General features: G+C 50.4%; 18 protein-coding genes and 1 pseudogene. 7 read left to right on the forward strand and 12 right to left on the reverse strand.

Annotation, left to right across the window (positions count from 1 at the left end; all coding sequences use genetic code 11):
- Positions 1-11: 11 nt before the first annotated feature.
- A complete protein-coding gene (gene merT / locus HGP31_RS24410; RefSeq protein ID WP_168758828.1) occupies positions 12-362 on the reverse strand; it encodes a mercuric ion transporter MerT in 351 nt (116 codons plus the stop codon).
- 71 nt (positions 363-433) lie between these two features.
- Between merT and merR the strand changes: the two genes are divergently transcribed.
- A complete protein-coding gene (gene merR, locus HGP31_RS24415; RefSeq protein WP_168758829.1) occupies positions 434-853 on the forward strand; it encodes an Hg(II)-responsive transcriptional regulator in 420 nt (139 codons plus the stop codon).
- Positions 854-1,052: 199 nt separating this feature from the next.
- On the opposite strand, the gene HGP31_RS30745 is transcribed toward merR, so the two are convergent.
- The gene (locus HGP31_RS30745) at positions 1,053-1,259 is read right to left on the reverse strand and encodes a co-regulatory protein PtrA N-terminal domain-containing protein (protein ID WP_277352211.1); all 207 of its coding nucleotides are present in this window, start codon (positions 1,257-1,259) and stop codon (positions 1,053-1,055) included.
- 182 nt (positions 1,260-1,441) lie between these two features.
- Here HGP31_RS30745 and HGP31_RS24420 point away from each other — a divergent pair, with 182 nt between their 5' ends.
- The 3 genes from HGP31_RS24420 (at position 1,442) to HGP31_RS24430 (ending at position 2,578) form a co-directional block, all read left to right on the forward strand.
- Positions 1,442-1,588, forward strand: coding sequence for a hypothetical protein (locus HGP31_RS24420; RefSeq protein ID WP_168756985.1), 147 nt, complete (start codon positions 1,442-1,444; stop codon positions 1,586-1,588).
- A gap of 261 nt (positions 1,589-1,849) precedes the next feature.
- Positions 1,850-2,032 carry a hypothetical protein gene (locus HGP31_RS24425; protein ID WP_168758830.1) on the forward strand — a complete coding sequence of 61 codons (183 nt, stop codon included), beginning with the start codon at positions 1,850-1,852 and terminating at the stop codon, positions 2,030-2,032.
- Positions 2,033-2,110: 78 nt separating this feature from the next.
- Positions 2,111-2,578 (forward strand): DUF6130 family protein, encoded by a 468-nt coding sequence (locus tag HGP31_RS24430; protein ID WP_168758831.1) that lies wholly within the window; start codon positions 2,111-2,113, stop codon positions 2,576-2,578.
- A gap of 313 nt (positions 2,579-2,891) precedes the next feature.
- Here the strand turns inward: HGP31_RS24430 and HGP31_RS24435 are convergent, their stop codons facing one another.
- The 3 genes from HGP31_RS24435 to HGP31_RS24445 all read right to left on the reverse strand — a co-directional run bounded on the left by HGP31_RS24435 (position 2,892) and on the right by HGP31_RS24445 (position 5,710).
- Positions 2,892-3,236 carry an MbcA/ParS/Xre antitoxin family protein gene (locus tag HGP31_RS24435; protein WP_240963507.1) on the reverse strand — a complete coding sequence of 115 codons (345 nt, stop codon included), beginning with the start codon at positions 3,234-3,236 and terminating at the stop codon, positions 2,892-2,894.
- 489 nt (positions 3,237-3,725) lie between these two features.
- Positions 3,726-5,126 (reverse strand): DEAD/DEAH box helicase, encoded by a 1,401-nt coding sequence (locus tag HGP31_RS24440; RefSeq protein WP_168758832.1) that lies wholly within the window; start codon positions 5,124-5,126, stop codon positions 3,726-3,728.
- Complete coding sequence (locus HGP31_RS24445) at positions 5,123-5,710, reverse strand: hypothetical protein (RefSeq protein ID WP_168758833.1); 588 nt, start codon at positions 5,708-5,710, stop codon at positions 5,123-5,125. Before HGP31_RS24445 ends, HGP31_RS24440 begins: the two co-directional genes overlap by 4 nt.
- 102 nt (positions 5,711-5,812) lie before the next feature.
- Between HGP31_RS24445 and HGP31_RS24450 the strand changes: the two genes are divergently transcribed.
- Positions 5,813-6,019 (forward strand): helix-turn-helix domain-containing protein, encoded by a 207-nt coding sequence (locus HGP31_RS24450; protein ID WP_168758834.1) that lies wholly within the window; start codon positions 5,813-5,815, stop codon positions 6,017-6,019.
- A gap of 130 nt (positions 6,020-6,149) precedes the next feature.
- Here the strand turns inward: HGP31_RS24450 and HGP31_RS24455 are convergent, their stop codons facing one another.
- From HGP31_RS24455 to HGP31_RS30645, 5 genes and pseudogenes are all read right to left on the reverse strand, one after another.
- A complete protein-coding gene (locus HGP31_RS24455) occupies positions 6,150-6,566 on the reverse strand; it encodes a hypothetical protein (RefSeq protein WP_168758835.1) in 417 nt (138 codons plus the stop codon).
- 1 nt (position 6,567) lies between these two features.
- Positions 6,568-8,862 carry a hypothetical protein gene (locus tag HGP31_RS24460; protein ID WP_168758836.1) on the reverse strand — a complete coding sequence of 765 codons (2,295 nt, stop codon included), beginning with the start codon at positions 8,860-8,862 and terminating at the stop codon, positions 6,568-6,570.
- Positions 8,855-10,507, reverse strand: a complete 1,653-nt coding sequence (locus HGP31_RS24465) for a hypothetical protein (protein ID WP_168758837.1) — start codon at positions 10,505-10,507, stop codon at positions 8,855-8,857. The genes HGP31_RS24460 and HGP31_RS24465 overlap by 8 nt, the downstream gene beginning before the upstream one ends.
- Positions 10,504-11,592 carry a site-specific integrase gene (locus HGP31_RS24470; RefSeq protein ID WP_240963508.1) on the reverse strand — a complete coding sequence of 363 codons (1,089 nt, stop codon included), beginning with the start codon at positions 11,590-11,592 and terminating at the stop codon, positions 10,504-10,506. Before HGP31_RS24470 ends, HGP31_RS24465 begins: the two co-directional genes overlap by 4 nt.
- Before the next feature lie 309 nt (positions 11,593-11,901).
- A pseudogene (locus tag HGP31_RS30645) lies at positions 11,902-12,030 on the reverse strand (tRNA 2-thiocytidine(32) synthetase TtcA); the annotation flags it as partial.
- Between the two features lie 280 nt (positions 12,031-12,310).
- Here HGP31_RS30645 and HGP31_RS24475 point away from each other — a divergent pair.
- The gene (locus HGP31_RS24475; RefSeq protein WP_020800620.1) at positions 12,311-12,913 is read left to right on the forward strand and encodes a Yip1 family protein; all 603 of its coding nucleotides are present in this window, start codon (positions 12,311-12,313) and stop codon (positions 12,911-12,913) included.
- Positions 12,914-13,070: 157 nt separating this feature from the next.
- A complete protein-coding gene (locus HGP31_RS24480) occupies positions 13,071-13,565 on the forward strand; it encodes a SprT family zinc-dependent metalloprotease (RefSeq protein WP_033040846.1) in 495 nt (164 codons plus the stop codon).
- Between the two features lie 120 nt (positions 13,566-13,685).
- Here HGP31_RS24480 and HGP31_RS24485 read toward each other — a convergent pair whose 3' ends face one another.
- Positions 13,686-14,867 carry a CaiB/BaiF CoA transferase family protein gene (locus HGP31_RS24485; protein ID WP_168758839.1) on the reverse strand — a complete coding sequence of 394 codons (1,182 nt, stop codon included), beginning with the start codon at positions 14,865-14,867 and terminating at the stop codon, positions 13,686-13,688.
- 143 nt (positions 14,868-15,010) lie between these two features.
- Complete coding sequence (locus tag HGP31_RS24490) at positions 15,011-16,345, reverse strand: dicarboxylate/amino acid:cation symporter (protein ID WP_020800617.1); 1,335 nt, start codon at positions 16,343-16,345, stop codon at positions 15,011-15,013.
- Positions 16,346-16,424: the final 79 nt, after the last annotated feature.

The raw sequence follows: 16,424 nt of genomic DNA on the forward strand, positions 1-16,424 counted from the left end.
TTTACTCCTGATCAGTAGAACAAGGGAAGGATGTAAGGGAAGCCGAGCGCGATCAGCGTCAATGCCACAACCACCCAAAAAAGCAGCTTGTAGGTGGTGCGTACCTGAGGGATCGCGCAGGTTTCGCCCGGCTTACAAGCGTGTTGCGGTCGAAAAACTCGCCGGTAGGCAAAAAACAGCGCGATCAACGCCCCGCCGATAAAGATCGGGCGGTAAGGTTCCAGCACGGTCAGGTTGCCGATCCAGGCCCCGCTGAATCCCAGTGCGATCAGTACCAACGGCCCAAGACAGCAAGTCGAGGCGAGAATCGCTGCAAGCACCCCAGCGACAAGAGGGGTGCGCCCGTTTGATGGTCCAGACATGCATTTCTCCTATCGAGGATTCGGTCGATGGTTTAAGGTTACTTCCGTAGTCATGTACGGAATCAAGCGGTATGAAAAACAATTTTGAAAGACTGACCATCGGCGCTTTCGCCAAGGCGGCCGGGGTCAACGTGGAAACCATCCGGTTCTATCAACGCAAGGAGCTGTTGCCCGAACCGGACAAGCCCTACGGCAGCATTCGCCGCTACGGCGAGGCGGATGTTGCACGGGTGAAATTCGTCAAATCCGCGCAACGGCTGGGCTTTAGCCTCGAAGAAGTGGCGGGGCTATTGAGGCTGGATGACGGCGCTCACTGCGATGACGCGCGTGTGCTCGCTGAGCAGAAGCTTGGGGATGTGCGCGGGAAACTTGCGGATTTGAAGCGGATCGAGTCAGTTTTGGAGCAACTGGTTCAGGACTGTTGTGCGAGCCACGGGACTGTTTCCTGTCCGCTGATCCTTTCACTGCATAGCAACAAAGTGCCGCGTTGACCTACGATCAGCCGTTTCGTAAGGCGCCCCTGTTGGTCGGCTGGGGGCTTAAAAAAAGCGACGCTCAATGAGCGCCGCTGAATGGCCGAAGGAGCACTTGCAGAGGCCACAGATGGGTAACTGACATCTACGCTCGCGCCTTATCAGGACGGCTCACGCTGAGTCTGGTTGAGTGGAGCGTGCGGCGGTCGCTCATGTCCTACCCTGCAGGTGAACAGGCGGGCTGCTCTTCGACACGGCTAGCCGCCGTGCCCCCTCGTTGCTCAATCTTCACCACCAAGGCCGCCTCAGCCTTGTCGTGCATAGAGGCGGCCCGCTCAATCGAACGATCGCTCCCGCCCTCGGCCCATATCGTGGATGACAGCAGAGTCGAACCAACTATCAGCAGTAGTCTTAGGTATTTCATAACAGCCTCCTCTCGGGTTTTATTTCCACGAGTCGACTCTATCTCCGTAGTTAAGTACGGAATCAAGGAAGGGATGGGGTTGAAGAGAACCTAGATTATGGCGCTGAGAGAAGATGGTCGGGCTTAAGTGCACTTACTGTTCCGTTGCTCCACAAACCCCAGCGAGCAAGGGAGCAAGTCAGATGATTCCTATACGCAAGTGGCTATCGAAACTCACCCTGGTGACGACCTTGGTCATGGCGATCTCGGCAATTGTCGGGGCAGCCGAAAAATCCAACATTCTTGCGATCTTCGGTGGTGACATTGGCCAGACCAACATCAACGCCTAAGTGCCTGATCCGAAGCAGGATCGGAACCGAGCGCTTCTGGCGGGAAGCAGACCTGCGTTGACAGTCGCTTCTGGCCTTGTGCTGCCTATCGCGACCGGCTGCAATGGTTAATAGCAGCCATTCAAGATCGCCCATGAACCCACAAATATTTCTCGCCGCTGCTAGGCTTATCATTCGTGTCGAGAAGGGATCGCGTCCCACATCCTAGTGTTTCGTCTGCACTCGAAGTCGAACTGAAACGGAGTACGGAGGAATTCAGGAATGCTGCTCAAAATCGAGAAAGCGAGCGCCGCTGAAGGCTGGGTTGTTTGGATGGACGCCTGGTGCGTCAAATTTCGCAGTCATGCAGAGGCCGAGGCGTTTTTGAATAGACTCAACGAGCGCATCAATGCATCCCATTTCATACCTGTCAGTGTAGAGAGGCTTGTACTAGAACTGCCTTAATCTGGTTACAAGCGAGAAATAGTAAGCGCACTGCCACTGCCGATCGAAATAATCGAAACCACGCGGGAGGAAAACTCCATGTCCCTCGCTCTCAGAAATCTGTTTGCCTTTGCCTTGGGCTTTTTTTGCATAGCAGCATTCGGTCAAGGAGAAGCAGACAGCAATCACCCACCGGCAATACTCCCATTGGAATCTGAGACGCTGCCAAAACTCTCTGCCTTTCCGCCGCTTGCCGAGCCGCTCGCCCGGGGTGTTGTCATTATCCAGTATCGAACAGAGCACGCCAGGATCATGCCGGTATTCGGCAAAGCAGCTGCTGAAGTATCACCACGTCTCGGTCACCTTCACGTGACCGTCGACGACTGGAAAGGTACATGGGCGCACACCAGTGAAGACCCGATTATCTTGGTTGGGCTGACGCCTGGCACTCACAAGGTTCTTCTTGAAGTGGCCGACCCGACTCACAAAATCCTGACCAGTACGATAGTGAGTTTTATTGTTCCGGAGAAAAAACCAACGGATGATGGTCACGCCGCAAAACCATAGCTGTTGAGACTTCATAGCCCGGATTTCGTAGACACATTGCTGATTATCGCCTGCAGCGACTGGCCGCAATGGGTCGACTGCAGCCCTTGATGACGGGCAGAAATCGGCCAAAAGCAGTCATCGGTTGACTACGATAGCTGAGCAGATTGATCTGCATTGACCGTCAAGCTGGGACAAGAGGTCCCTCCCCGTGCCATCGTGAATATGGAAAACCAGAAACGGACCTATTTTGTCGTGACGGACGAAGCAACATTTTTTGGGCCACGAGGACGGGTTTAGCTCACGCTGAGATCGTGAGTTAAGAATCACTGAATCAAAAAGAAATCCCCTCAACAGCTTGAATTAGCATCTGCTCAACTGCCTGAGCACCTTGGATGGTGGAAAGCATCGCTATCGGCGTTGCGCCAGAAAAACCCTCCTTCGGTGCAGTCAACCAACGTCGAGCCTTGTCGTCATTGCCGAAAATCACCTCTGTAAGCGCGATGATGTGTGCGAGGCGAAACAGTTGTGCACTATCATTCTTACTCAGCCGCTGACCACGCAAAACATTCTCATCACGCATTACTGGAAATATGATGCCCCGACAATCGAGTAGGCTTGCACTGCAGTATTCGAGAAACGACTCGAGGCTGTAGGTCGGAAAACCGATCCTAATCATTGCGTGGATTTCATGATCCGAGGCCGTTGAAGGAATACGGACGATCACCTCTAGGCGGGATCTGTAAGAACGGTACGCCTTCGCACGCATAGCCTCCGCAGATATAGCCAACACTCATACTCCGCATTTGTCGAAACGGCTTTCAATCCAAATAGTTCCTATGGAGTGAAATTTTGAGCTCGGGCTATTAATTAGCATCGACAGTCGATATCACATCCAGGAATCGACTCGCGCGAGCTGAACGTTTTTCGAGCAATTCACGCGCCTCGCGAGTGATTTTGATGGCCATCAACGGCTTGATGAATTTCTTTTTTTTACGTTTAGTTTTCTGTTTTCGCACGACAGGCTTCTCAGATTGGTGGCAAGAACAATGTTTTGCTGCTCTCAAAACGAGCTTTTGGAATCCGACGTTTTCGCCCGCTAGGTCAGGTCACAGGGAAGCCGAAGCTGAGCTTTACCAAGCACAGCTACGCTGGTGCCCCCATGCGATCAATACACGCTCAGAAGCTGAGTTCGGTAGTGCTGTGAAAAGTTGAGTTCATAGAATGCAGGCTCATCCGAGCCAAAAACCGATATTGCATGATCGCTCCCCATTCGGGAAAAGGTTCCGCCCATTGAGCCTCCTAAGATGGAGATTTCAATACCGCTAGGATCTTCTGGATGATCTTCAATCTTGTCTTCGCACTCAAATTCCGAAGCACGCACGACACTCAACACGGCATGATCATCGGGCAGATCATCGGCCAAACGCTCCGAGTACTGCTGGAGCGCAGGTTCCGCGAGAACGTACAGCCAAGCTTTTTCATCCACATCACTTGAGCGCCGGAGGATTCTGCCCAAGACCTGACGATAGTGCAGTTCGGTACGTATACGACTTAGATGACAGCAAACCTGCAGCCTGGGTATGTCCGTCCCCTCGCTGATCATCCCTACCGCAATAATCCAGGCGCAACCACCATGTCGAAAATCATTGATGAGCTGCTGCGCGTTTGGCGTCTTATTGGTCACGACCTGGCAAACCTCCCCCTGGGTACGCATAAGGTCAGCAATGCGGTGCGCGTGCTCAATGTTTGTCGCAACCACCAGGCCCCCGGCTTCGGGATGGCGTTCACGGATTTCGCGAAGCTTTGTGCACCCTAACGACAGAATCTGCCGCAGGATATCGTCATGGAACAGCAGATCCTCATAAGACACGGGCGACTCAGAAAGTAGCCTGGCTATACTCGTATACGTCGTGACGGTGCCTTCTCTAGATAGCGTTTCAGTTAACCGCACCATATTGTTATCCAACACGACGATGCGCGGCGAGCGGCATACGCCGTCAGCGATTGCTTCCTGCAGGCCATATCGATAATCGCAGATCAGCACCCCGTCTGGATGAGAATATCGAGCAAGCGCTATTGCCTTTTGGTCAGACCTCCAGGGTGTTCCCGAGAGGGCAAGAGTGAAGGTGGCGCGATCTTGAATCCTTTGCACAATCTGCTGACCCCATGCATTGCTTAACAGCAAGTCATGGCCAGCGCAGTGATGGATTTCATCGAAAACTGCGAACACCCTATAGTCGTCGAACAGTTTCCAGAATGCTGCGTCTCGATATTCCATTCCTTGATATGTGCAGGCAGCACCGACGGCACCTATCAACCCATCCAGGCGTTTACCCAGAACTGCGGAAAACGTTCTCTGAAATCCATCCATTGTCTGTCGTGATGGAGCAAAGCAGAGGATCAGATCTATCTTGTCGTGCTTGAGCAATTGTCCGGCCAGCTCTGCCGCCATTTTGGTTTTGCCGGCACCGGGAGTTGCTTGGCAAAAAAAATGAGGTTGATGGGTGTAGTGCTGCATAGCCAACGTAATGCAGTCGTGCTGCCATACCCTGAGAGTAGAATTCATGCGGCAGAAATCGCCTTAAGCGTATTCTCGATTGCACGAACGTGACCAAGTAGCTTTGAGCTCCTATCACGGACTTCCAGATATACCCCTTCAAAACGCCCCTTCAGATGAGGAATTTCCTCAAACAACTGCTTGTACCGCTCGGTCTCGCCCAAGGATGAAAGCAGATCAAGCCGGGTCTCCTTTAGCATCGCTTGAAGGCGGGCCTGGTCGTCTTGCCCTTCCTTTGAGCTAGGCACAGGGCATGGTGTTTCTCTTTCCTCATTTGCTGGAGACTTCAGAGGATCGACGGCCAGGGAGAAGTTCCCATCTACCAGCACAAGCTGCAGCCGCTGAGGCATCTCCAGCATACGAAACACCTGCCCGCGCTTTTGACGCTGCACTGCCATCTCTGCCCAGCCAATGCGAATCAATCTGCGGACCTGTTCATAAACATACACGCGCACATCCGCGAGCCGAAAGCTTGAGGGAGGAAGGAGTGCTGCGTACGCGTCTCTCAACTGACGGGTCGTGAATTCCCCAGAAAAATGCTCGCAAAGCAGAGAATGGAGCTGCCTGTCAAATTCGAATAAATCTTGCTTCATGCAGGCGCCTCAATGATCTTTAAACAAAAATGCGGATTATAGTCCGTGGCCGATTCGTCCGCAAACACTCGATAGTCTTTCCTCATACGTTTCGAGGCGGCTATGGGGAATCTGGCGAAAGAATTGGGGAAAAAGATCAGGCAAGCGAGAAAAGCAAAAGGTCTATCGCAAGACGCCTTCGCTCTTATTTGCCAAGTTGACCGAAGCTACATGGGCCGAATTGAGCGTGGCGAAGTCAATATTACGGTCGAAAAGCTATACCAGATTGCCGAAAGCCTGGGATGCAGGCCCGCAGAACTATTACCGTAGAAATTTATTTAAATCTGAAGCGTTAAAAGACACAAATATAATATTGCAAACCAATTGAACCACCGCCAAAAAAGTAAAGCTCACCACATCCTAAAAATTAGATTAAATAGATATGCATAATTCAAATAATTTATACATCAGTTTTTTGGATTTCCTCAGGCCTCCTCTTAACTAAAGCATAGAGGTCTAGATTGGGAATTGTTTCCGCGTTCAATAGCATTCTTTCAATCATTCTAAGTTGCTCAGCATTATTTCTTTTCAGCACCTCAACCTCAGCCTTCAGGTGCTCTATCTGCTCAATCAACTTCACATCAGAAGCTGTTATTTTTGTGTAGAGAGAGGGTGATGCGCCTCGAAGTTGTGCCTTCTTATTTTTATATGATGTAGCTATACCCACATAAGTGCATAGAGTTTGTCTTGTAGTTTTTATTGCGAATTCAAGCTCAACCTTTGTCACTAACGCATCCCAAGTAAGCTTCCCTGTCCACTTGGTCAGCATAATCTCTATCTTACGTTGCGCCTGGGCAGATATTTTTGGTTCCACCATGTCATACCTCCTTATCGGACAGTCCGAAAGACGAAAAAAGAGAGCGTAGCTGAGGATTGGTATCAGTTGTAGCGCTCGTAACGTTATCGTCAATCAAAACTTTTAAGCGAGCCTCAAAATTTGGAAGCGCACACGTAACTTTCGTTATGACCATTGTATTTAAATCGATCAGATTAAATTCAGAGTTTTTGTTCGAGTAACGAATTACCGTACCTGCGGAACAACTTTTCATCAGATCAATCAACATTGAAAGAACTCGAACATTTCGAGAATGGATAACATACCATTTTTTCATTGCCGAAGACGCTGCTAAGCGAATATCGCCTGTTACTGACTCTAGCCGCGCGGTTTGAAACCCTAAATCTTTCTCCAAAAGTTCCATAGCAATCTCATCGCCGGCAATATGACAAGCCTCAGGACACAAAAGACACTGGGAGATGAAATCGTTCAAATAATTGCAAGGATTTACATGTAGATTTTGAGTACAAATTCCCGTCGATGTGATCGAGGCAGGAAGATTCGTATCTGTCGAAAGCTGCTCCCTTGAATAGGCTCTAATAGAATTTTTGTCGAACTCAGGCGGATTTACTATCGCGCTTACCCGGCTCGATTTTACTTCATCACTCGTGTGGATATAGGTATGAGTTTGCTCAGAGTTCTTTCTACCTGACCAAGCAGTGATAATTTCAACTGGAATATCACTCAAATCAGCGAGAGTGTTTGTTAGATGCCGCAACTGATTTGGAGCCAACCTAAGTTCTGAAGAATATCCATAGTCAGTAAAAATCGAATCTCTATTTTTAGGGGGGCAAAGTCGAGTTAAAATGGAGCTTGCTAATGAGTTCAAAGGCACAATAGCGTAATTCGTCTTTTGAAGTACCTTTCCACCTCCACCTGGAGTATTTGAATCTCCATAAAACCAACTTCCCAAAAAGCAAAACATAGCGCTTTTTAGCTTAATGCTCGACTCACCGCTAGAGAAAGAGAATGGAAACTCGGGTAGAATTTTTTTACTATAAAAAGAAATCCACCAATCTTGAACCTCTCTAACCGTTACGACATCCTTATCAGCAAATATTTTTGGCAGTTCTGTATATCCGAATAGAATGGGCAAGCCAGATAATTTAGTCTTTTTAGACTTCGAAATAGACAATTGATCATCAGGCCGTAGAGAAAAAATTGGCTTGCTTTCAAAAAAACGACCTCTATGATTAGGATGAGTGCACGTTACATCAGCTCCCTTTTTTAGTATAGGAACGCAATCATCTATTTTATAAAAGCCTAATGCATAGCCCAGCGTAAAAAGATTCGGCTGTTGTTTCAAATTCAGGTTTTTCTCTAACTTTGGCTCAATTTCGAAATTCCCAAGCAGCCGCTTCCAATTTCTACCAGGCTTTTCATAGAATCTGCATAATATTCTAGCGGGTTCACACGCATTGAAAAAAAAGTTTACGGCTTTGTTGATTGGCTCAGCAAGCGCCGAAAGTACGTGATTCTGGTTATTTTTGTATCCCTTGCTTCCAATCCAATCAAGATAATAAACAAGCTCTCCCTCTCTCTCTGAGTGAGACTGAAGCATTTGCTTAGGCAGGACTGGAATTTCTGCAGAAGTACGATTAGGTGATGCGAGAGATAGAAGAGTAAACGTTAAAATCATTGCATCATGGATTTTAACTTCCTTACCGGGGACGACCGCTCCTTTGTCATCAACATGTTCGAATACTGTCGAAAAAATATTTCCTAAGGCTAAAACTGCACTGATATCGGGGAGTTTCTCTAACTTCTTATCAAAACTGGCATGCCCCGACCTGTCCCTGTTATCAACTGCCTGTAAATCAATTTTCCTCATCAGCCCGTTATTTGCACAGAAATCGAAAAACGGACGCAGCCGGGCGATAGTACGTTCTCCAAAATTAAGACTCCGTACTGTAGACTCTGATTGGACGTAAAGATCGCCGTCCATGTATGAAAGCATCTTTCTAGCAGCAGATGTTCGAGCTTTTTTTTCATTGGCAGACAAATTCGTATTGGTCGTTTCGATAACCCACACTTTTATCAGATAACTATAAGGATAAGACAGGGCATCGCCAGGCAGATTACCGGCATTGCCTCTACCCTTTTTCCCATGTATGCCGCAGAGATACCTATTATTGCGGCCCGTAATAGGATCAATGTGGTACCAAATTAGATCATCGAAATCTGCCTTCTTTCCGCTAGGCCCCTCAAATTGTAAAAAATCCGACTCTCGATATAAATAGATGAGTGATTCCAGTCGGTCTACGTATTTATTAATCATCTATTGAGCGCTGCCTTGCAAGGGTCTCATCGCAAACGGCAATAGTCAATTTGACCCAAACTATCTGCCGCTCTAGTTTTTCGATACTGCGAGTATGAAGAGGATTGAGTAAGGCGGTGCGATTTACAGTAAGTTTGTCCTCAGCTGATTCTAAGACCGATCTGTGGTCTGCCTCGAGTATTGGAAGGAAATTCGGACACCCATAACAGCCCAACGGCCGTCCCATAACTGTGGAACAGGTATGGCATACACGCTCATTTCGCGCCCCACCAACGGGACTGAAGTTCTGATCAACTATAAGTTCCTCTCTTTCCCGGATCAAAGTTAAGGAGCCGCTAAACGCAGCCTTAAGAAATTCGTTGCCTATATATTTTGAGTCAATCTCCCGTCTAGACTTGTAATCCAAGTCAATGTAGTGCCTTGCAGCTGGCACGGTCACACCGGTTATTTTAGCCAATTGTGCAGCAGAGAGTCCATCTTGAGCACCTCGAGTTAACACGGTATGACGAACCCTATTAGAACTGGCTATACAATCCGCAACGCGATCAGAGCTGGGACGAACGCACCTGATGGCATTTGTGATGGTCGATTCCGATACATGGTAGGCAGTAGAGCGGGAAGAAAAAAGACTTCTAAAGAAATCTAAAGACTCAACTCTCAATGAAAACAAGCTTATATCTGGAAACATAGGAATATCGTTCATTAAAGTCAGAAGCTCAGCATCATCAACGTCAACCTCAGATGAGGTCATAAGCAGCTTAAGCCCACTGAGGACTACGCCCTTAAACTCAATGAGCACTTTTGCTAACTCTTCAGAAATATACAATGGATGTCTCTCGGGACACTCCCGTGAAAAAAGCATTCCCGTAGACTTAGCGATGTACACTCTAAGTTGAAGCGTCTCTCCCCCCAAGCTGCCTATTTCGTCCACACTAAGTATTGCCGCATCGTGAAAACTTGAACCTGAGGGAATCAAATCTGACCATTTCAAAAGCGCAATCTGGATTGGCCGACGAACAATGGACACCAACAACTTAGTCGTCACCATATTTTTTAGAACACCATAACGCATCGATGACTGGTAAAAGGAAAGCTCTCGTTCAGCATTCCACTTGAATTGCTGCAGGCTTTCATTGATTTTCTTCGCCAACGAATCAAACTCAACATCGTTAAAAGCACCTGTGGACGAATCAAGCGGATTAACACTACTTTTATCTAAACGTTCTCTTGTGAATTTGTGGTAGCCATGAAATTTCTTATGCCCCATTTTTGATAAAGTACCGAAAAACTGGTTAAGAGCCTTTTTCTTATGCGTACTCAAACCACTCCATAATGTCTTAACTTTATCTAACGAAGGTATGCCACCCAAGACAAAAGATCTTATATTGGAAACAACTCCCCAGGCAGTGCTCGCAGCCTTTGTTCTTACGTAATAAACAAATACTTCCAAAATCAACTCTTTTTCAGTTCCTGACATATCCGAAGCATGAACCCAGCCAACACTAACCTGCGCTCCTTTCCCTTTATTTGGAAGTATTACCCATTCATCATCTAAAGCATTGACCATCAAACCAGACTTGGCTGAAAAAAATGAAGGCGCTATATCAACTTCATTTGTCGATATCGATCCGTTTGTGTGGTTCATCTTTTTTGCGCCATACGTTGCTGATGCGCTATCGACAGTTCCCTTGCCGTAAGCGCCAAGCGTTTATCATCGTATACGTCGACCATTGTGGAGTTTTGCGACCACCCCATCGCATATTTTCTGGTGTCCTCACGAAGAGCTGGATCAGTTCCAACACGATCCGCTTCTTCATCAAAAATCTCATTCCATTTATGGCGGAGCATATGAGGATGGACATGAAACCCCAAAGCCTTAGAAATGGTCTGAAAAATTGAATTTATCGATTTTAAGGAAAGTGGTTGGCCTGCAGTTCCTTTAGAATCATTTTCACTGATTAATAAAAAATCATGATACTGAGCCCGAGAAAATTCTGGCCGAATCTGATCAATATAGAACTTAACATGAAACATCAAATCTTGACCAACCGTCGCCAGATGCGCCTTAGTCTTTTGGTTGGGTTTTTCTGTACGTGAGTCTGTTGGGTCATTTCCCGAGCGATATATAGATACCTGATCATAAGTTCCGTAGAAATGAAAGTCTGAAACCTTTGCCTTCGCTAGCGCGCCTCTCCTGATACCACTGCAAATTAGCAAATTAACTATCAAGTAATTTCTTACCCTTGCACCTTTGAATGGATTATTAGGTGAAGAAGGCATCATCATTTCCAGTAGTTTCGTAAAAACCTCATCAGGAATCACAGACTCGTCAGCCCCTTTTATTTCTTGCCCGCGATTTCGCCCAAGACTTTCTTCATCTAGTTTAATTTTGGAAGTCAGCCTAGCGAATCGCTCATTCAGATCTTCTTCAACCCCGAATTCACCATGAAAATGTTCAAACAGCCATTTAAGAAAACAACGAAGCCTTCTGATACGGCCTTGCAAAGTTTCATTTGATACCTTTGCCATACCTTTCTGATTGGCGACAATAATATTCCGGAGATGCTTATCGCTTACTCGAAACTCTTTTACACTTAAACTTGAATCAAACACATCCTTGATTAAGCAACACGCGTCATAAAACTGCATGTATTCTTTCTGCGATATCAATTTTCCAGACGCAATTCGCGCCGGAAGATCTATCTTTTTTTCAGAAAAAAACTGAAGCACGAACAACAGTTCATTCGCGTACCTGAGTCTTGTATTTGGCGCTTTAGAAGACAGTGACCCATTCAGATAACACGAAACATACGGATCGATCGGACAATCCGAATCATCCACTATGGACACGAAAGGTATCGAATTATATTGGTACTGTCTGACTTTCATTGACAAAATACCTCGTCCAATAACCAATCGGTGAAGATTAGGCCGGAAGCGAGCTTTGTCAAATTAGAGGAAGGGAGAACTGATATACGGCAAGCTTTTAAGCTAAGAATTAAAGAATTTTCTGTTTTACAAAATAATCTTTGCTTATACCTTGCCGCCGGACAGGCAGACCATGACCTTGTCCCCGTCTTCAATCATGTTGAAATCGGCGACCGCCTCACCGGCCTGTCGGCGAAGGCGCTTTTGCAGTTTGTTCTGGTTGACCGTAAGAGTGCCCATGACGCGAAATCCGTGAGGTGTGACGAAAGGCCGGCATTTTACGCAAAAACCCTCCAGGGGCGAAGTGCCCCGACGGATCGCCCGCCCTACAGATGCAACAGCGATTACCCCGGCGCTTTACAGCGCAATTTGCTCTAAGCCACACCCCCTGTAGGGTTAAGTCCTTCCTATACTGCGACATAAGGTCGCAATCACATACAGACCTAGTACTTACTTGGCCTCATTGGCCCGTAGGGCGCTCCACTGGGGGGCGACGGTAAAAACAAGAGGAGTGACTGGCATGATCCATCACGTAGTGGGGCTATTTACCCACCCTGACCAAGAATGGAAAGAGATTCGTGGCGATCAGGAAGAAAGTATCAGCCACATGTACCTGACCCATACGCTGATCCTGGCGGCGATACCTGCGGTATCGGCATTCATCGGGACCACACAGGTGGGCTGGGTCATCGGCAATCGCCCGCCGGTAATGCTGACCGTGGAAAGCGCACTATGGATGACAGTCATGTCGTACCTGGCGATGCTCGGCGGAGTGGCGGTGATGGGCGCGTTCATCCACTGGATGGCCCGCACCTATGACGCCAATCCGAGCCTCGCACGCTGCATTGCGTTCGCAACCTATACCGCTACTCCGCTGTTCATCGGCGGCCTCGCGGCCTTGTACCCCCACTTGTGGCTGGGGATGATCGTCGGCACGGCGGCCATCTGCTACACGGTGTACCTGCTGTATGTGGGATTGCCAACATTCATGAACATTCCATCTGACGAGGGCTTTCTGTTTTCAAGTTCGGTGCTCGCCGTAGGCCTGGTGGTGCTGGTCGCCATCATGGCGTTTACCGTGATTGTCTGGGGACTCGGCGTGGGGCCGGTCTATACCAATTAACAGCTCACCACAAAAAAATCAGATCTGCCGACACAGGCCGCCGCAAGGCGGCCTTTTAATGCCCAGGCACAAAGAGTCCGAAGACCATTCGGCACCTCGCAGATTCGCAAGGCCCCTGGCTTGCGGCATACTCGACCGCTCTGGAGATCCATCAAGCATGCCCGAGCAACTCAATAACCGCGTCGAAGATTGTTTCCAACAAGCCGAATCCTTTTTCAAACGACCTTTCAAGCGCCCCGTGGTGAGTTTTAAGCTGCGTGGGCAAAAAGCCGGTGTCGCGCACTTGCACGAGAACCTGCTGCGCTTCAATCCGCAGTTGTACCGTGAAAATACCGAAGACTTTCTCAAGCAGACAGTCGCTCACGAGGTCGCGCACCTGATCGCCCATCAATTGTTCGGCGACCGCATCCAGCCCCATGGCGAAGAGTGGCAACTGATCATGCGCGGCGTTTACGAATTGCCGCCCAACCGCTGCCACACCTACGACGTCAAGCGCCGCAGCGTGACCCGCTACATCTACAAGTGCCCGTGCGCCGACAGCGATTTCCCGTTCTCGGCGCAACGTCACGGCCTGGTGCGCCAAGGGCGGCGCTATTTGTGTCGGCGGTGTCGCAACACCTTGGTATTCAGTGGCGAAATGCGGGTTGAGTAACAGGATTTTCAGTGTCTGCGCCGGCCTCTTCGCGGGCAAGCCCGCTCCCACAGGGAATTTTCGCTCCAGCTCAAATCCGATGTGGGAGCGGGCTTGCTCGCGAAGGCGGACTGGCAGGCGCTAAAGAATTACCTTGGCACGTCGCAACTCGGCAATCCGTTCAGCAGTGAACCCCAACTCTCCCAACACCTGATCCGTATGCTGCCCCAGCGCCGCGCCAATATGCCTGGGCTCTGGCAACCCGCCTGAAAACTTCAACGGGCAAGCCATCTGCGCCTGACTCGAACCATCACCCCGAGGCACTTGTGTCACCAGCTCCCGAGCCTGCAACTGCGGATGCCGCACCGCTTCCCCCAGGCTCAGTACCGGCTCGACACAAGCGTCCAGCTCGGCGAACAGCGCGCACAACTCGGCAAAGTCATGCTTTTCGAACTCAGTCTTCAGCGCATCCTTGAGCTTGCGTTGCTGTGCAGGTTGCGCAGATAGCCCCAGGCTGGCCCACTCCTCCAGCCCCAGCGCCGCACACAACTGTTTCATGAACCCCGGTTCCAGGCTGCCTACAGACAGCCAACGCCCATCCCGGGAACGATAATAGTCATAGAAGCTGCCGCCATTGAGCATCTGGTCTTCCCGATCCGGCTCGACACCACAAGCCAGGTACCCGGCGCCCGCCATGGCATTCAAGCTGAACACGCAGTCGGTCATGCTCACGTCCAGGTGCTGACCCTGTCCGGTTTGCTGTCGAGCGATCACGGCGGCCAGCAGGCCGATGACCCCGTGCAGCGAACCACCGGCAATGTCTGCCACCTGCATGCCCAACGGCAGCGGCCCACTGTCAGCGCGACCGCTGTAGCTCGAAAGCCCGGCCAGCGCCATGTAATTGATGTCATGGCCGGCACGGTCCTTATAGGGGCCGGTTTGGCCGTAACCAGTGATCGATACATAGATCAGTCCTGGTTTGATCGCCTTCAGAGCCTCATAACCCAGACCCAAGCGTTCCATGACGCCGGGGCGGAACTGCTCAAGCACGATGTCGTAGTCCTGCAACAATTGCCTGATCACTTCCATCGCTTCGGGCTGCTTGAGATCCAGAGCCAGGCTGCGTTTGTTGCGATTGAGGTAGGCATGGCTGGCCGATACACCTTGATCGTGCGGCGGCAGCTCGCGCAGCAGGTCCATGCGGGCCGGCGATTCGATGCGCAGCACCTCGGCGCCCATGTCCGCCAGCAATAGCGAAGCGAACGGCCCCGGCAGCAGTGTCGAGAAATCCAGAACCTTGAGTGATGCCAGTGGACCGAGCATGAGCGTTCTCCCTGGATGATTCCCCAGCCTAGGCAGCCAAGCGCTTTGCAGCAATCACCTTATGCGCCAAACGCAATGACCGTTGTGCTCAAATCCCGGGCAAGAAAAAACCCGCCGAAGCGGGTTTTTCATGACAACAAGGCTTACCGGGCGTTAGTCGGGGTAGCCCCTTCGACGTGGCCCAGAACATCGTCTTTAGGCTCGTCGGCAATCCCGCGGCCGCCCGAGGCCAGCTCTGCTTGCAGCACGTCGGTGTCCAGTTCCTTGACCCATTTGGCCACAACGATGGTGGCAACGGCGTTACCGACCAGGTTGGTCAATGCACGGGCTTCGGACATGAAACGGTCGATACCCAGGATCAGCGCCAGACCGGCAACCGGCAGGTGGCCTACGGCGGACAGGGTGGCCGCCAGTACGATGAAGCCCGAACCGGTCACGCCTGCAGCGCCTTTGGAAGACAGCAGCAACACCACCAGCAAGGTGATCTGGTGCGTGATGTCCATGTGGGTGTCGGTGGCCTGGGCAATGAACACGGCTGCCATGGTCAGGTAGATCGCAGTACCGTCGAGGTTGAACGAGTAGCCGGTCGGGATTACCAGGCCAACCACGGACTTCTGCGCCCCCAGACGCTCCATCTTGATCAGCATGCGCGGCAGCACCGACTCCGAAGAGGACGTACCCAGCACGATCAGCAGCTCTTCACGGATGTAGCGGATCAGCTTCAACACGCTGAAGCCATGAGCGCGGGCGATACCGCCCAGCACGATCAGGATGAACAGCAGGCAGGTGATGTAGAAGCAGGCCATCAACTGACCCAGTTGCACCAGCGAGCCGACACCGTAGGCACCGATGGTGAAAGCCATGGCACCGAAGGCACCGATTGGCGCGAGCTTCATGATCATGTTGATGATGTTGAACATCACGTGGGCGAAGCGATCGATGAAGTCCAGCAGCGGCTTGCCGTAGGCACCCAGGCGATGCAGGGCGAAACCGAAGATCACCGAGAACATCAGCACTTGCAGAATGTCACCGGTGGCGAACGCACCGACGATGGTGGATGGGATCACGTTGAGCAGGAAGCCGACGACGCTTTGATCCGCACCGGCCGAGACATAGGCAGCCACTTTGGAGGCATCCAGCGTGGACACGTCGATGTGCATGCCGGCGCCCGGCTGGACTATGTTGACCACTACCAGTCCGACCAGCAAGGCGATGGTCGAAACGATTTCGAAGTACAGCAGTGCGTAACCGCCGGTCTTGCCGACCGACTTCATGTCCTGCATGCCAGCGATACCGCTGACCACGGTGCAGAAAATGATCGGCGCGATGATCATCTTGATCAGCTTGATGAACCCGTCACCCAGCGGTTTTACGGCCACACCGAGCTGTGGATAGTAGTGACCGAGCAAAATACCGATGACAATTGCAACGATCACCTGGAAATACAGGGATTTGTACAGTGGCTGACGAGTCGTCATTGCAAAGTTCCTCAAGAGTGCGCGGCGTCAACATCCATCTGTTGCCCACCCCACCTCAATGGCGAACCCTCCTGCACTG

Source organism: Pseudomonas umsongensis, assembly GCF_012647205.1.
In the GTDB taxonomy this organism is placed as follows: Bacteria; Pseudomonadota; Gammaproteobacteria; order Pseudomonadales; family Pseudomonadaceae; genus Aquipseudomonas; species Aquipseudomonas umsongensis.